Origin of the sequence: Anoxybacillus gonensis, assembly GCF_001187595.1 — a bacterium.
Taxonomy (GTDB): domain Bacteria; phylum Bacillota; class Bacilli; order Bacillales; family Anoxybacillaceae; genus Anoxybacillus; species Anoxybacillus gonensis.
Genome location: NZ_CP012152.1, coordinates 1,807,273 through 1,822,278, shown reverse-complemented (window position 1 = coordinate 1,822,278; position 15,006 = coordinate 1,807,273). Strand labels below are relative to the sequence as shown.

Here is a 15,006-nt window from a genome sequence, read left to right as displayed (position 1 = left end):
AAATGATTTATTTATTTAGTGCTTACGCAGCGGCATGGTTTATCATTTTTTCATACTTGTTCTTTCTTTTTCGTCGTGAAAACAAACTGAACGAACAGTTACAATTTATTGAACATTGTTTGCAAGAAAAACAGAATAGGAAGATGGTGAAATGAAAAAAAACGTATGGTGGTTTGCGACATTTATGATAATAGTTATGATTGCTGTGCTCGTTGTCAATAAAAAACAAGAAAAGCTTCATGTTGGCGATATTGTTGAAGAAGTTCAATTACCAACGTTAGACGGTCAAATATGGAAAGTGGAAGAAACGAGGGGAAAAGTAACGGTGTTAAACTTTTTCGCTACATGGTGCGAACCGTGTGAAGAGGAGCTTCCTGAATTAGAAGCTTTTTATAAACAGTATAAACAAGCGAACATATTTATTATTTCAAAAGGTGAACCGAAAAGTTGGGTACAACAGTTTGTTCATAAGCATCAAACGTCTCTGCCTTTTTTACTCGATGTGGATGAAAAGATTTCAAAGCGATTCCAAATTGTTGGTCAACCGGAAACGGTCATTCTTGATCGCCATGGTGTCATTCGTGAAAAGATCGTCGGTCCGGTCACAAAAGAAACACTCATTGAAAAAGTTGAAGCAATACAATGATAACAACGCTTCTTTCGGAGCGTTGTCATAGATCATGTACGTAAGAAAGGAGGTGAAAGTATGTGGAAGAAGCTGTTCAGTCTTGATAAAAAGGTGCTCGTTATCGTCTTCCTATTTGTTGGAATTGTTGGCACAGTGGCGGCTGCAGAAACATTGAGTTATACAGATTCAGCTCAATTTTGTAGCAACTGTCACATCATGAACGAGGCACACGATTCGTTTGCAGCATCGACGCACGCAAATATAGCATGTAACGACTGTCATTTGCCACACGATAACGTAGTAAATAAGCTTGTTTTTAAGGCAAAAGCGGGTATGACGCACGTTTACTTTAACACGCTAGGTTCTAAAAAAATACCGAAAGTGCTTCATGCAACAACAGCTTCAAAAGATGTCATTAATAAAAACTGTATAAGTTGTCACGAAGCAACGATTCAAAACGTCTCGCATGACGCAAAAGAAAACTGTTTTAGCTGTCATCGCGATGTCCCACATGGAAAGGCGACATTTAAAACAAAAGAATTTGATGAACAATTGCCTTCGGGAACATTATTAAATAGAAAAGGAGGGTTTTAAGGTGATGAAACGGGCTTTCATGCTTCTTGGGTCGCTTCTTCTTATCCTTGTTGGTTGTAGTCAAACAGAGGAAGCGGCCAAACAAAGCAAAAGCACAGGACTTGCGAAAGATGAATATCGCAACGAAGCATTTAAAGATTTGTTTCCGTTGCATTATGAAAGTTATATGAAAAATAAGAAGGAAGAAGATACGAAATATGGGGGATCTGTCAAACGTAGCAAGTTTGAACATGATAAAGAGCCGTATTTACCAATTTTATTTAATGGATATGGTTTTGCGACAGAATACAACGAAGATCGTGGACATGTGTATGCAACAGAAGATGTACGCAATATTAAACGGATTACCGACAAATCAGTCGGATCGTGCTTAACTTGTAAAAGTACAGCTGTACCAAAATTAATTGAAGAAATGGGCGATAATTATTGGGGGGCAAACTTTAATCAAGTCATTTGGCCGAAGGCAGAGGCCATGGGACATTCCCCAATTGGTTGTTCCGATTGCCACGACCCACAAACGATGGATTTACGAATTACACGTCCAAGTTTTATTGAAGCAATGAAAACTCGTGGTGTCGATGTCACGAAAGCAACGAAAAACGAAATGCGCTCATATGTATGTGCGCAATGCCATGTAGAGTACTATTTTGAGCCATCGAAATCAAAAGTAACATTCCCATGGGCAAAAGGATTTAAACCTGAAGAAATGTATGCGTATTATGAGGAGATTGGTAAACAGCAAGGATTTGAAAAAGACTGGATTCATAACGTGTCAGGAACACCGATGTTAAAAGCACAACATCCAGAGTTTGAGACATGGATTGAAGGACCTCACGGAAAAGCAGGGGTGTCTTGTGCAGATTGCCATATGCCGTATGAACGGGTAGACGGCAAAAAGAAAATTACGTCCCATTACTGGACATCGCCATTAAAAACGATTGAACAATCTTGTTTAACATGTCATGCAGATAAGTCAAAAGAATGGATAAAAACGCGTGTGGAAGAAATTCAAACGACGCATATGGAAATGCTTCATAAAGCGGAAGAAGTATCAGTGTTTGCGCATTATTATGTGAATAAAATGATTACAGCAAAAGTAGACGAATCAAAAATTAAAGCAGCCCAAGAACATATAAGAAAAGGTCAATGGTATTGGGATATCGTCGCTGCAGAAAACTCAACAGGATTCCATAATCCACAAGGAACGATGGCGACGTTGAGCAAGTCCATTGATGAATCTAATCAAGCCATTTTAATTGCGACAGAAGAGTTAATGAAAAAAGGAATTGACGTAGATAAGCTGAAAAAAGAAATTGAGGAGCGGATGGAAGCTGTCTATAATGAAGCGGATCCATTTAAGAAAAAAGATCATGCCATTACAGACAGTTTTCCAGGTCAAACTCCGCCTCCTCCAGCAAAAAAGTAAGGTAAAGAGGGGACCCGGCATCCCCTCTTTTTCATCTTATTGTGATTTACATCATGTTGCAAGTGAAAAGAAAGAACGTATGAAAGTTTTGTGAACATAACAAAAATTGTGAACAATATAACAGTAGCAATTGATAAATTTTTTTACGATAAAATTGTCAAATGATAAAACGAAGGGGGAAATCGAAATGGAGCGATTCAAACAGTTTCTCCGAGTGGGGCATTTACCAACACTTCTTTCATCTTTTTTGTACTTTGATATTAGTTTTATGATCTGGGTAATTCTTGGAGCAACAGGGACATTTATTGTGGAAGACTTAGGATTGACACCTGCACAAAAAGGAATGATGGTAGGAATCCCTGTATTAGGAGGAGCGTTGCTTCGTATTCCAATGGGACTATTAGCAGACCGATTCGGTGGTAAGAAAATGGGAATGATCGGAATGGTTTTGACATCCATTCCTCTGTTATGGGGTTGGTTGTTTGCTGATACATTGACACAAATTTATGCGCTTGGATTGTTATTAGGAGTAGCAGGGGCTAGTTTTGCCGTCGCTCTTCCTTTAGCAAGCCGTTGGTATCCGAAAGAACATCAAGGTTTGGCGATGGGAATTGCAGGTGCGGGAAATAGCGGAACGGTTTTAGCAATGTTGTTTGGCCCGCGCATTGCGGAAGCATATGGCTGGAACAGTGTATTTGGATTAGCGCTCATTCCTCTCTTTGTTGCTTTTATTGTATTTATCATCTTCGCAAAAGAATGCCCGACTGCGGTAAAACCAGCAAAAATATCGGAATATACGCGCGTGATGAAAATGAAGGAAACGTGGTTGTTTAGCTTTTTTTATAGCTTATCTTTTGGTGGATTTGTCGGAATGACGAGCTATTTAACACTATTCTTTTTCGATCAATACGGAGTAGATAAAGTGACGGCAGGGGATTTTGTGACGCTTGTCGTATTTGCGGGAAGCTTTGTTCGGCCAATTGGTGGCTATTTAGCTGATAAATATGGTGGAATGAAATTGCTCGTTTGGTTATTTACAGGCGCTACTGTGACGTTATCCGTTGTTGGTACGCTCCCGCCTGTTTATGTTGCGTTAACTCTTTTATTTATTACACTTATTTTTTTCGGTACAGCAAATGGTGCACTATTTCAAGTTATTCCAACTATATTTCCTAAAGAGGTTGGACTATTAACAGGTTTCGTTGGAGCTGCTGGCGGTTTAGGAGGCTTCTTTTTACCGAATATTTTAGGTATGTTTAAACAATGGACGAATTCGTATTCATATGGCTTTTGGTGGGTAGCAGCAACTATGTTTGTTGCAATGCTTATCATGAGACGATTGCGAAAAACAATCGCTTAAACATTATTTTTTAACATTGTATGAACGTTTGAAAATATGTGATACGTATCACATTCTTATTGACACTCTTTCTTTATGATAAAAGTACAGCAATTATTTTTACAATCATACTTCAAAAAAGGAGAGACGATCATTATGAGTCAAACATTGAAAACGGCTTCAGATCATGTTGAACGGAAAAGCCGCATCGGTTCATATTGGAACCCAGAAGATCCTGTGTTTTGGGAAAAAGAAGGGAAAAAACATGCTCGTCGAAATCTTTGGATCTCTGTTCCAACGTTAATGTTGGCATTTATCGTTTGGCAAATTTGGTCCATTGTTGCAGCAAGGCTAAACGACATTGGTTTTCAATTTACACAAAGCCAATTGTTTACGTTAGCTGCTGTTCCAGGACTTGTTGGAGCAACACTACGCTTCGTTTACACGTTTGCAGTCGGAAAATTTGGTGGACGAAATTGGACCGTTTTTTCGACAGGGGTGTTACTCATTCCAGCTGTCGGTGTTGGATTAGCGGTACAAAACCCGAATACGCCGTATTGGGTTATGTTATTACTAGCAGCTCTCTGTGGACTTGGTGGTGGAAATTTTTCATCTGCATTAGCTAATATTAGCTTTTTCTTCCCGAAAAAAGAAAAAGGGACAGCGCTTGGTATTAATGGCGGTCTTGGAAACATGGGAGTATCTGTCGTTCAATTTGTCACCCCTTTAATCGTAACTGTTGGTGTATTTGGAGCGATCGGCGGTGAACCACAAGTACTCGCAGACGGCTCAAAAGTTTGGTTGCAAAATGCGGCATTTATTTGGGTTATTCCCATTGTGTTCTTTACGATTTTAGCGTATTTCGGTATGGATAACTTGCCAAACGCCAAACAATCTGTGTCTGAACAATTTGTGATTGTGAAACGAAAACATACATGGATTATGACATGGTTATATGTTGCGACATTCGGTTCATTTATCGGATATGCGGCAGCGTTTCCACTTTTATTAAAATCACAATTCCCAGAACACGTATCACTTGCCTTCTTGGGAGCGTTTTTAGCAGCAGCATTCCGTCCGGTTGGGGGATGGTTGTCCGATAAGTTAGGTGGCGCGCGCGTCACAAACTACATTTTAATTGTCATGGGTCTTGGTGCTGCGGCAGTCATGTATTTTACAACGGAAAAACACTTTATCGGATTTATCGTATCTTTCTTGATTTTATTTATTGCTGCAGGGATGGGATCAGGATCGACATTCCAAATGATTCCAATCATCTTCCCACCAAAAGAAGCGGCACCTGTTCTTGGTTTTACGGCAGCATTTGCCGCATATGGCTCATTCTTCATTCCGAAACTATTCGGTTGGGCGGCTCAAAATACAGGGACACCAATTACAGCATTTTACTTCTTTATCGCATTTTATGTTGTATCGCTTGCATTAAACTGGTATTATTATGCTAGAAAAAATGCAGAAGTGAAATGTTAGAAGAATAGAAGGGGATATCTATAATAGATATTCCCTTTTATTGATATGTGGGGGGACGAAAGTGAAAAAAATATGTTTTTTTATTATGATTTTGTCATTAGTGGCATGTAATCCTCACATCGCTCAACCAAATGCGGCACCATCTATTAAAGTTGCCGCAGCAGCAGATTTAACTCATGCATTTAAAGAAGTTGGAGAGCAGTTTAAAAATGAAACAGGGATAGACGTTACGTTCATTTTCGGTTCGAGTGGTCAGCTAGCAGAACAAATTAAACAAGGGGCTCCCTTTGACATGTTTGCTTCGGCGAATGTAGAATATGTCGATGAACTTGTTCGTGACCATGTCGCGCTTGAACAAACAAAAAACGTATACGCCTTCGGTCGCGTTGGCATGGCTGTCAAAAATGGAGTAGCTGTATCGTCATTACAAGATTTATTAAAGAAAGAAGTGAAAAAAGTGGCAATTGCCAATCCGGATCATGCACCGTATGGGTTATCAGCAAAACAAGCATTAATGAAAGCTGGCGTTTGGGAACAAGTAGAACCGAAGCTTGTTTACGGAAAAAATATTGCTGATACACTTGCTTATGTGGAATCGGGAAATGTTGAAGTAGCGATTGTCGCGCTTGCACTAATGAAGGATCATCATCTTCCATTCTACCTTATTGATGAACATATGCACGAACCGATTCGACAAGCGATCGTTATCACTAAGCAAACGAAACATGAAAAAGAAGCGCGCGAATTTCTCGCATTTTTAAAAGGGCCGACTGGCACGAGCATCATGAAAAAATACGGTTTTATCATTCCTAAGGAGGAATAATTGTGGAGGCGGTCAATCTTTTTCCGCTCTTTCTGTCATTAAAAGTAGCAACAATAGCCACGGTTTGTGCTCTTGTTGTCGGGTTGCCCATTTCTTACTATTTAAGCCGTTCTCATCATAAATGGAGTGACATACTCGATTCTTTATTGACGTTGCCAATCGTATTGCCCCCAACCGTTCTCGGTTACTATTTACTTGTGCTACTTGGTCGCTCAAGTCCAATTGGTCGTTGGTTGGAAGAAACATTTGGGATTTTGATTGTATTTACACCGACAGGAGCGGTTGTCGCTGCTTTTGTTGTCGCTTTGCCGTTTTTTGTGAAGACGGCACGGGCAGCATTTGCAAGTATTGACCAGCAATTGTTGAATGCGGCGCGCGTACTTGGACGATCGGAGTGGGATATTTTTTTTACTGTCGTCATCCCGCTTTCTTGGCGCAATATCGCATCAGCGACTACGCTTGTTTTTGCGCGTGCGCTTGGGGATTTTGGTACGACGCTTATGGTTGCAGGAAGCATTCCGAATGAAACGATGACGATGCCGATCGCTATTTACGATGCATTGCTTGCAGGAAATAAAAAAATGGCAAATATACTTGTCATCATCATGACGAGTGTATCTGTTGTTTTATTGTATACGATGAAACGATTAGAGAAGCGAATGATGCGAGGAGAAAACGATGCTTTACGTCGCCATTAAAAAAACATTTTCGCATTTTCAATTAGATGTAAATTTTACAATACAAAAAGGGGTTATTGGTATTTTAGGTCCATCGGGATGTGGAAAAAGTTTAACGTTGCAAAGTATTGCGGGGCTACAACGGCCAGATGAAGGCGTTATTCAATTGAATAATCATTTATTTTTTCATTCGGACAAACGAATTCACATCCCCACCCGTCATCGAAATGTCGGGTATATGTTCCAACATTATGCCCTTTTTCCTCATTTGACCGTTTACGAGAATATTGCGTTCGGCTTGAAAAAATGGCCAAAAAAGCAAATACAACATACGGTTACGAACATGATTGAAAATATCGGATTAAAAGGGTATGAAAATCATTACCCCCACCAATTATCCGGAGGACAGCAACAACGAGTAGCACTTGCGCGAACGCTTGTTACACAACCGAGTATATTATTGCTTGATGAGCCGTTCTCAGCGTTAGATCATCATACAAAACAGGCGATGGAACAACAATGTTTTTCTTATTTACAACAACATTTTTCCGGTCTCGTTCTTTTTGTGACACACCATTTAGAAGAAGCATATCGATTATGCGATGAGCTTATTTTGTATGATCGTGGCCGCGTAATACAACATGGAAAAAAAGAACGTGTATTTTATGAACCGGAAAATGTACAAGCCGCAAACATTGTCGGCTGTAAAAATATATTTTCTTGTACGTTTGCTGAAAAGGGAGAACAGATTATTTGTTATGTCAACGGTGCACAATTGATCGTCCCTGCACATAAAAAAAAGAGCGGAGCGACATATGTTGGTATTCATTCGCATCATATTCGTTTTGTAGATGATGCAATATACAATGCCTTTTCTTTTCGCGTCATTCGCGCTGTCTCAAATGTATATACGTATGATGTGACAATACAAACAGATCATTTTATATTGCAAGCTAGTGTGAGTGAAGAACAGTGGCGACATATGCATAATAAAAAAGTATATTTACCGCCTGAGCATTTGTTTTTTTTATTTGAATAAATCATGAACATATATGTTTGTGTGACGTACGTCACATTCCTCAGTTACGTGATTTAGTAACATGAACATAGAACCTCGATAAACGAAAAGAGGGATTGATGAAGATGGTATATGATGCATATGAACGACCATTATTAGATTTGCGTATGTCGGTAACAGATCGCTGTAATTTTCGTTGCACATATTGCATGCCAGATATAGAAGGAAAACGATATTGTTTTATGGATCGGGAACAACTGATGACATTTGAAGAAATGGAACGTTTTGCCCGATTGTTTGTCAAACTCGGGGTAAGAAAAATTCGTTTAACGGGAGGAGAGCCGTTATTAAGAAAAAATATCGATGTGCTTGTGGCGATGCTGACAAACATTGACGGTGTTCACGACGTATCGTTAACGACGAATGGATTTTTTTTGAAAAAGTATGCGAAAAAATTAAAAGATGCAGGAATGAAGCGAGTGAATGTGAGTTTAGATGCACTCGATGATACTATTTTTACAAAAATGAACGGAGTCGGCGTGCGTTCTGAGCACATTTTAGAAGGAATTGATGCAGCGCTTGCGGAAGGGCTCCATGTAAAAGTAAATATGGTTGTCAAAAAAGGGCTAAACGATCATGAAATTTTACCGATGGCTTATTTTTTTAAAAAGAAAGGTGTAACACTTCGTTTTATTGAATTTATGGATGTCGGCTCTTTAAATGGGTGGAAGTTAGATGATGTTGTGACGAGCAAACAAATATATGACATCATTTCTGAACATATGCCACTTGAGCCGGTTGCTTCTAGTCATGTTGGCGAAGTAGCTAAGCGTTATCGCTACGTAGGGACGAATGTGGAAGTAGGTTTTATTTCTTCTGTCTCAGCCGCCTTTTGTTCAGACTGTACACGTAGCCGATTATCTGCTGATGGGAAGCTATATACATGTTTATTTGCGACAAATGGGACAGATTTATTAAGTATGATGCGAGCTGGGGCGAGCGATGAACAGCTCATTTCATCCATTGAACGTGTTTGGCGAAAGCGAGTCGATCGTTATTCAGAAGAGCGCGGAAAACAAACAACGTGGAATGGGAAACGAATTGAAATGTCATATATTGGAGGGTGACGATATGGGGGTTCATGATCATAAAAAGCAGGCGATGCTCCCTGTCCGATGTAAAATTGTGACCGTTTCTGATACGCGCACATATGAAACAGATACGAGTGGACGATGGATACGTGAACAATTAGAGCAATCAAACATTGTTGTTGCTGCATACGAAATTGTTAAAGATGATGTATTCGCCATTCGACAAGCTGTTCAATCAGTTGAACAAGTAGATGTCATTTTAATGAATGGAGGAACGGGATTTACAAAACGTGATGTGACGATTGAAGCCATTCAGCCGTTGCTTGAAAAAGAAATGGTTGGGTTCGGTGAGCTTTTTCGCTTTTTAAGTTATGAGCAAATCGGAAGTGCAGCGATGTTAAGTCGTGCGCTTGCTGGTTCGATGAACGGCATGATCATTTTTTGTATGCCCGGGTCAACAAACGCTGTGCGCTTAGCAATGGAAAAGCTCATTTTACCCGAAATTCGCCATCTTGTTTGGGAGCTTCGTCGCCAATGAAAACGATCGGCATTGTTTTAGCGGGCGGACAATCAAAACGGTTTGGTGAACCAAAAGCGCTTGCGTTGCGACATGGAAAACCTTTTCTTTTTTATAGTATTGAGGCGTTGCGTCCGATCGTTGATGAAATCGTTATTGTTGCCCAGCCACATATTCGAACGAAATTATCGTTTCAAGACGTATCATGGATCGAGGATGATCCACAATACAAAGGGAAAGGCCCATTAGCAGGAATTTATTCGGCTATCGTGCATCATGAAGCAACGTGGTATGTTGTATTGCCATGTGATATCCCGTTTATTCATGAGACGATTATACGTATGCTTAAGGAACAAGCAGATGATGCATTCGATGCCATTGTGCCATATGTGAATGGGAGACTCCAACCACTGATTGCTATATATCACTATCGAGTGAAATCGCTTATATACAATTGTCTTCAACAAGAGGAGTATCGCATGCATACGTTTCTTTCCTCCTGTCGAGTGAAACGTGTTGGGATGAAAGAAGAACAACCGTTTATGAATATTAACACAAAAGAGCAATTTTATAAATGGATTAGTTAGAGGCGAGTTGCCTCTTTTTTTATCAATATTTATGAAAAAAATGTGAATTTCGTCACAACACCACTTGTTTTTGTGACGTACATCACACGATTTTATGATCAAAAGGCGATATAGTAGAGATAGGATATTATTTAGAAGGGATGAACGTAAATGCGCAAACCGATTCCGATTGACGAAGCAATCGAACGAGTAATGGAATGGTGCCGTGAAGGAGAAAAAGAGTATGTTTCGTTAGAGCAATGTGATGGACGCATTTTAGCGGAACATGTGGAAGCAACGATGCCGATTCCATGGTTTGATCGCTCACCATATGACGGCTATGCTCTTGTTGCGGACGCGACAGAAAGGGCTTCAACTCATGCTCCTGTATTATTAGAAGTCGTTGGCACAATTGGAGCTGGTTCGGTTTGGGATGGAACGTTGGCGCCAAACGAAGCAGTAAAAATTATGACAGGTGCAGCCATTCCAAATGGAGCAAATGCGGTCGTGATGGTTGAATTGACGAAAGAAATTGAAAAAGACGGGAAGCGCTTTGTGCAAATAAAAAGAAAAGTGAATGAAGGCGAAAATATTTCGCGTGTTGGGGAAGATATGAAACAAGGTGAGATCGTCGTTGAAAAAGGAACTGTCATTCATCCAGGGATTGTTGCGGTTTTAGCAACGTTTGGATATGATCGCGTTCCTGTGATGAAAAAGCCAAAAGTCGCCATTATTTCAACGGGAAGTGAACTTCTTCATGTTTACGAGCCGCTTGAAAAAGGGAAAATCCGCAACAGCAACGCTTATATGCTTCAAGCGCAAATTCGACGCGTTGGGGGAGAGCCTATTTTGTTTGGCAAAGTGGCCGATACGTTTGAACATACGCTACACGTCGTACAAAAAGCGTTACGTGAAGCAGATGTGGTCATAACAACGGGTGGTGTATCCGTTGGGGATTTCGATTATATGCCTCGCGTATATGAACATCTCGGTGCCAAATTGTTATTCAATAAAGTAGCGATGCGACCAGGAAGTGTGACATCAGCGGCTGTATTTGAAAATAAAATGTTGTTTGGACTGTCAGGCAATCCTTCTGCATGTTATGTGGGCTTTGAATTATTTGCTCGTCCATTTATAAAAGCGATGTTAGGACAGCCTAAACGTTATTTAAAGAAAGTGCAAGCGGTTTTACAAAAAGATTTTTTAAAACCGAATCCATTTACTCGTTTTGTTCGTGCAAACGTATCGTATGACGATGGAATGTTACACGTGGAACCGGTTGGAAAAGATAAATCAAATATTGTTTCATCGCTCGCACAAGCAAACGCTTTTATCGTTTTGCCGGGAGGAACACGCGGTTTTCAAGCGGGTAATCGTGTTGATGTGCTTTTACTTCATGATGAAGGAGACAATGTTTGGTCATGATAATTTTACAAATCGTTGGTTATCAAAATAGTGGAAAAACGACACTTATTGAAAAAATCATTCACCAGTTATGTGAAAATGGATATCGTGTTGGAACGTTAAAACATCACGGACATGGTGGGAAAGTCATGTTGCCGAAAGAAAAAGATACAACGCGTCACGCAGAGGCTGGGGCAATGGTATGTGCAGTGGAAGGGGACGGCACGTTTCTTCTTCATGCGAAAGGAAACTGGGAGCTTGATGAGTTACTATGTATATATGAACGATTTCCAATTGATGTATTGCTTATTGAAGGATTTAAACATGCAGCTTATCCGAAAATTGTTTGTTTACGTCATCGGGAAGATGAACATTTATTGCATTTAAAAAACATACTATTTTCAATTAGTTGGCAACGTACGGACGGATCTTTTTTTATTGAAGATGAACAAGCGTATATGGAGCGCATTATTGCTTATGTAAAGGGGGAACAACATGTTTGCGATCGTTCGTGAACCTATCCATGTAGGAAGTGTCATTGAAGCAGTTGCTGATCGTCATGCAGGGGCGATTGTAACGTTTCTTGGCACAGTAAGAGAATTAACGAATGGAAAAAAAACTGTATATTTGCAATATGAGGCGTATGAGTCGATGGCGCAAAAAAAATTAGAACAAATTGGTCAAGAAATTGTTGCCCGCTTTCCACAAGCAAAAGTAGCGATTGTCCATCGCATCGGTCGGCTTGATATTGCTGATATTGCGGTAGCTATTGCGGTCTCAACGCCGCATCGCGCAGACGCATATGAAGCGAATCGTTATGCCATTGAGCGAATTAAAGAAATCGTTCCTATTTGGAAAAAAGAGTATTGGGAAGATGGGGAAATGTGGATTGGTAATCAAAAAGAAACAGTTCGTTACGATCATGGCGCACCAAAGGAGGAAGAGATATGATTCGCGTATTACTATTTGCCTACATAAAAGAACGACTCGGCAAAGAGGAAATTGTATTCAATGAACAACAAATGACTGTTCGGCAACTTCGTGAGCGTCTTGAGCAAGAATATCATTTACAAGCCACTTCTTCACTTATGATCGCGATTAACGAAGAATTTGCAACAGATGATGACATAGTATATGCCGGTGATGTCGTTGCACTGATTCCACCGGTCAGTGGAGGGTGATCAAATGGGAACATTTACACATTTTAATGAACAAGGTCGGGCGAAAATGGTTGATATTTCAGAAAAAGGAGAAACGGTGCGAACTGCTTGTGCGATGTCTCGCGTGATCGTGTCAAAAGAGGTGTACGAAAAAATTGTGCGCTCGGAAGTGAAAAAAGGAGACGTATTAGCCGTCGCTCAAGTGGCTGGCATTATGGCGGCAAAACGTACAGCTGATCTTATTCCGATGTGTCATCCTATTTCGTTAACGGGAGTTGATATTTCGTTTACATGGCAAGTGAAAGAAACAAATTATGAGTTGCAAATTGAAGCGTTTGTCAAAACAAAAGGAAGTACTGGGGTGGAAATGGAGGCGTTAACAGCTGCTTCGATTTGTGCTTTAACCATTTATGATATGTGTAAAGCAATCGATAAAGGAATTGTGATTGGTTCGACATATTTAGTAGAAAAAACGGGTGGGAAAAGTGGAAATTTTAAAAGACAAGAGGGATGATGATGGAGCGGTACTCGCGACAAATGTTATTTTCTCCAATTGGTGAAAAGGGACAACGAGTCATTCAACAAAAGCACGTTTTGATCGTTGGAGCAGGAGCACTCGGTTCAGCAAATGCAGATATGTTAGCGCGTGCAGGAGTCGGTCGATTAACAATTGTTGATCGCGATTATGTTGATTGGACAAATTTACAGCGCCAACAGTTATATAGTGAAGAAGATGCTGACAACAGATGGCCAAAAGCGGTTGCTGCCAAGCGTCGTCTAGCTTCAGTAAACCATGACGTTCATGTTGAGGCACTTGTCATGGACGCCCAAGACGAATCGTTCGCTTCTCTTTTTGAACAACAAATTGATCTCATCATTGACGGAACAGATAATTTCGAAACGCGTTTTCTACTAAATGATTTGGCACAAAAGTATCGGATTCCTTGGATATACGGGGCTTGCGTCGGAAGCTATGGTCTTTCGTTTACGATTATACCAGAACAAACGCCATGTTTCCGCTGCGTTATGAATCATTTGCCTTCTTATCATTTGACATGCGATAACGTCGGTATTATTTCTCCTGCCGTGCAAATGGTTGCGGCGTATCAAACAACGGAAGCGTTAAAAATATTAGTGGGAGATGTCAGAGCGATCCGACGTTCACTCGTTATTTTTGACGTTTGGCAAAACGAGCATCGCTTTTTACAAGTTCATAAATTAAAAAATGAGCATTGTCCATCATGTGGAACTGATCGAATATATCCTGCTTTGCGAAGTGAGAGAGCAAAAACATCTGTTCTATGCGGCAGAGATACGGTACAAATTCGTCATACACACCCATTTCACATCACAAACATGATGGAACAAATGAAAGCAAATGGACAACAAGTACATGGCAACGAATATTTATTAATGACTCAATTAGAAGGGCATCGTGTCGTTTTATTTGCTGATGGTCGCATGCTTGTACATGGTACAAAAGATGCTACATTTGCTCGTTCGTTATATCAAAAATACTTTTCTTAAAAAGGAGGCATTAAGGGATGTCTCAGTTTATTAGCAAAAAAAATTTTGAACAACTAAAGAAGTTAGCATATAAAACGATAAAAGTGAAAAAAGGGATGTTTTTATTTCAAGAAGGACAAATTGGCGAAAACTTTTTTGTCGTCTTATCTGGTAAGTTTCAAATTAGTAAATTTTCCGGTGATGGAAAAGAGTTATGTTTACGGCTATGTGGTCCGAATGCTGTCATTGGCGAGTTGATGATTTTTTCAGATAACGGCAGATATCTGTTCAACGGACGGGCGTTAGAAGATAGCGAAGTGCTTGCGATTAAAAACGAAGATATTGAAAAAGAGTTGCTTGCCAATTCGGAGTTTGCTGTTGAGTTTTTGAAAATGATGACCGATCATTTCCGTAAGCAACATACGAAATTTCGCGATCTCGTTCTATATGGAAAAAAGGGCGCATTATATTCTACACTTATTCGGATGGCAAACAGCTATGGCGTTCAGACAAAAGACGGCATTTTATTAGACGTTCCTGTTACCCATCAAGATTTAGCTAATTTTAGCTCTACATCGCGTGAAAGTGTGAATCGCGAATTAAATACATTAAAAAGCAAAGGCATCATCTCCTTCAAAGGGAGAAAAATTATTATTCATAGCTTAGACTATTTAAAAAAACAAATTAACTGTGAAGGGTGTCCATCGTCATATTGCAACATCGAATAGTCAATAAACGTTCATTTTTTAAGCTAGGAGTGTGACGTGCA

19 protein-coding genes are annotated in these 15,006 nt (G+C 40.0%); all 19 read left to right on the top strand.

The annotated features are described in order from the left end of the window. The first annotated feature begins 2 nt into the window (after nt 1-2). The 19 genes from AFK25_RS14840 (at nt 3) to AFK25_RS09485 (ending at nt 14,965) form a co-directional block, all read left to right on the top strand. Complete coding sequence (locus AFK25_RS14840) at nt 3-155, top strand: CcmD family protein (protein WP_006318123.1); 153 nt, start codon at nt 3-5, stop codon at nt 153-155. Beyond that, complete coding sequence (locus tag AFK25_RS09570; RefSeq protein WP_019418676.1) at nt 152-646, top strand: TlpA family protein disulfide reductase; 495 nt, start codon at nt 152-154, stop codon at nt 644-646. Before AFK25_RS14840 ends, AFK25_RS09570 begins: the two co-directional genes overlap by 4 nt. Nucleotides 647-706: 60 nt before the next feature. Beyond that, complete coding sequence (locus tag AFK25_RS09565; protein ID WP_019418675.1) at nt 707-1,222, top strand: NapC/NirT family cytochrome c; 516 nt, start codon at nt 707-709, stop codon at nt 1,220-1,222. A gap of 1 nt (nt 1,223) precedes the next feature. Further along, nucleotides 1,224-2,648 (top strand): ammonia-forming cytochrome c nitrite reductase subunit c552, encoded by a 1,425-nt coding sequence (locus tag AFK25_RS09560; protein WP_019418674.1) that lies wholly within the window; start codon nt 1,224-1,226, stop codon nt 2,646-2,648. A 187-nt stretch (nt 2,649-2,835) separates the two neighbouring features. Further along, nucleotides 2,836-4,008, top strand: coding sequence for a nitrate/nitrite transporter (locus AFK25_RS09555; protein WP_035066867.1), 1,173 nt, complete (start codon nt 2,836-2,838; stop codon nt 4,006-4,008). A 135-nt stretch (nt 4,009-4,143) separates the two neighbouring features. Beyond that, nucleotides 4,144-5,475 carry a NarK family nitrate/nitrite MFS transporter gene (locus AFK25_RS09550; RefSeq protein ID WP_035066870.1) on the top strand — a complete coding sequence of 444 codons (1,332 nt, stop codon included), beginning with the start codon at nt 4,144-4,146 and terminating at the stop codon, nt 5,473-5,475. Nucleotides 5,476-5,536: 61 nt separating this feature from the next. Next, a complete protein-coding gene (gene modA / locus AFK25_RS09545; protein ID WP_035066873.1) occupies nt 5,537-6,298 on the top strand; it encodes a molybdate ABC transporter substrate-binding protein in 762 nt (253 codons plus the stop codon). Between the two features lie 2 nt (nt 6,299-6,300). Next, a complete protein-coding gene (gene modB, locus AFK25_RS09540; RefSeq protein WP_019418481.1) occupies nt 6,301-6,996 on the top strand; it encodes a molybdate ABC transporter permease subunit in 696 nt (231 codons plus the stop codon). After that, nucleotides 6,977-8,014: a sulfate/molybdate ABC transporter ATP-binding protein gene (locus tag AFK25_RS09535; RefSeq protein ID WP_035066876.1), complete on the top strand. Its 1,038-nt coding sequence runs from the start codon at nt 6,977-6,979 to the stop codon at nt 8,012-8,014. The genes modB and AFK25_RS09535 overlap by 20 nt, the downstream gene beginning before the upstream one ends. Before the next feature lie 104 nt (nt 8,015-8,118). Then, nucleotides 8,119-9,120, top strand: coding sequence for a GTP 3',8-cyclase MoaA (gene moaA, locus AFK25_RS09530; protein ID WP_035066879.1), 1,002 nt, complete (start codon nt 8,119-8,121; stop codon nt 9,118-9,120). A gap of 4 nt (nt 9,121-9,124) precedes the next feature. Then, complete coding sequence (locus tag AFK25_RS09525; RefSeq protein WP_035066880.1) at nt 9,125-9,622, top strand: MogA/MoaB family molybdenum cofactor biosynthesis protein; 498 nt, start codon at nt 9,125-9,127, stop codon at nt 9,620-9,622. Beyond that, nucleotides 9,619-10,188: a molybdenum cofactor guanylyltransferase gene (mobA, locus tag AFK25_RS09520; protein ID WP_006318147.1), complete on the top strand. Its 570-nt coding sequence runs from the start codon at nt 9,619-9,621 to the stop codon at nt 10,186-10,188. The genes AFK25_RS09525 and mobA overlap by 4 nt, the downstream gene beginning before the upstream one ends. A gap of 150 nt (nt 10,189-10,338) precedes the next feature. Further along, the gene (locus AFK25_RS09515) at nt 10,339-11,592 is read left to right on the top strand and encodes a molybdopterin molybdotransferase MoeA (protein ID WP_035066882.1); all 1,254 of its coding nucleotides are present in this window, start codon (nt 10,339-10,341) and stop codon (nt 11,590-11,592) included. Beyond that, a complete protein-coding gene (gene mobB, locus AFK25_RS09510; protein ID WP_049720894.1) occupies nt 11,583-12,086 on the top strand; it encodes a molybdopterin-guanine dinucleotide biosynthesis protein B in 504 nt (167 codons plus the stop codon). The genes AFK25_RS09515 and mobB overlap by 10 nt, the downstream gene beginning before the upstream one ends. After that, nucleotides 12,067-12,522 (top strand): molybdenum cofactor biosynthesis protein MoaE, encoded by a 456-nt coding sequence (locus AFK25_RS09505; protein ID WP_006318154.1) that lies wholly within the window; start codon nt 12,067-12,069, stop codon nt 12,520-12,522. The genes mobB and AFK25_RS09505 overlap by 20 nt, the downstream gene beginning before the upstream one ends. Next, a complete protein-coding gene (moaD, locus tag AFK25_RS09500; protein ID WP_035066884.1) occupies nt 12,519-12,752 on the top strand; it encodes a molybdopterin converting factor subunit 1 in 234 nt (77 codons plus the stop codon). The genes AFK25_RS09505 and moaD overlap by 4 nt, the downstream gene beginning before the upstream one ends. A gap of 4 nt (nt 12,753-12,756) precedes the next feature. After that, nucleotides 12,757-13,245 carry a cyclic pyranopterin monophosphate synthase MoaC gene (moaC, locus tag AFK25_RS09495; RefSeq protein WP_006318158.1) on the top strand — a complete coding sequence of 163 codons (489 nt, stop codon included), beginning with the start codon at nt 12,757-12,759 and terminating at the stop codon, nt 13,243-13,245. After that, a complete protein-coding gene (locus AFK25_RS09490) occupies nt 13,245-14,258 on the top strand; it encodes a ThiF family adenylyltransferase (RefSeq protein WP_026011834.1) in 1,014 nt (337 codons plus the stop codon). Before moaC ends, AFK25_RS09490 begins: the two co-directional genes overlap by 1 nt. 17 nt (nt 14,259-14,275) lie before the next feature. Continuing rightward, the gene (locus AFK25_RS09485) at nt 14,276-14,965 is read left to right on the top strand and encodes a Crp/Fnr family transcriptional regulator (protein WP_006318160.1); all 690 of its coding nucleotides are present in this window, start codon (nt 14,276-14,278) and stop codon (nt 14,963-14,965) included. Nucleotides 14,966-15,006 lie beyond the last annotated feature (41 nt).

Bases quoted from the DNA above. Each gene is read 5' to 3' on its own strand.
- AFK25_RS14840 (WP_006318123.1), top strand. From the start codon at position 3: ATGATTTATTTATTTAGTGCTTACGCAGCGGCATGGTTTATCATTTTT.
- AFK25_RS09570 (WP_019418676.1), top strand. From the start codon at position 152: ATGAAAAAAAACGTATGGTGGTTTGCGACATTTATGATAATAGTTATG.
- AFK25_RS09565 (WP_019418675.1), top strand. From the start codon at position 707: ATGTGGAAGAAGCTGTTCAGTCTTGATAAAAAGGTGCTCGTTATCGTC.
- AFK25_RS09555 (WP_035066867.1), top strand. From the start codon at position 2,836: ATGGAGCGATTCAAACAGTTTCTCCGAGTGGGGCATTTACCAACACTT.
- AFK25_RS09550 (WP_035066870.1), top strand. From the start codon at position 4,144: ATGAGTCAAACATTGAAAACGGCTTCAGATCATGTTGAACGGAAAAGC.
- AFK25_RS09535 (WP_035066876.1), top strand. From the start codon at position 6,977: ATGCTTTACGTCGCCATTAAAAAAACATTTTCGCATTTTCAATTAGAT.
- moaA (WP_035066879.1), top strand. From the start codon at position 8,119: ATGGTATATGATGCATATGAACGACCATTATTAGATTTGCGTATGTCG.
- AFK25_RS09525 (WP_035066880.1), top strand. From the start codon at position 9,125: ATGGGGGTTCATGATCATAAAAAGCAGGCGATGCTCCCTGTCCGATGT.
- mobA (WP_006318147.1), top strand. From the start codon at position 9,619: ATGAAAACGATCGGCATTGTTTTAGCGGGCGGACAATCAAAACGGTTT.
- AFK25_RS09515 (WP_035066882.1), top strand. From the start codon at position 10,339: ATGCGCAAACCGATTCCGATTGACGAAGCAATCGAACGAGTAATGGAA.
- AFK25_RS09505 (WP_006318154.1), top strand. From the start codon at position 12,067: ATGTTTGCGATCGTTCGTGAACCTATCCATGTAGGAAGTGTCATTGAA.
- moaD (WP_035066884.1), top strand. From the start codon at position 12,519: ATGATTCGCGTATTACTATTTGCCTACATAAAAGAACGACTCGGCAAA.
- moaC (WP_006318158.1), top strand. From the start codon at position 12,757: ATGGGAACATTTACACATTTTAATGAACAAGGTCGGGCGAAAATGGTT.
- AFK25_RS09490 (WP_026011834.1), top strand. From the start codon at position 13,245: ATGATGGAGCGGTACTCGCGACAAATGTTATTTTCTCCAATTGGTGAA.
- AFK25_RS09485 (WP_006318160.1), top strand. From the start codon at position 14,276: ATGTCTCAGTTTATTAGCAAAAAAAATTTTGAACAACTAAAGAAGTTA.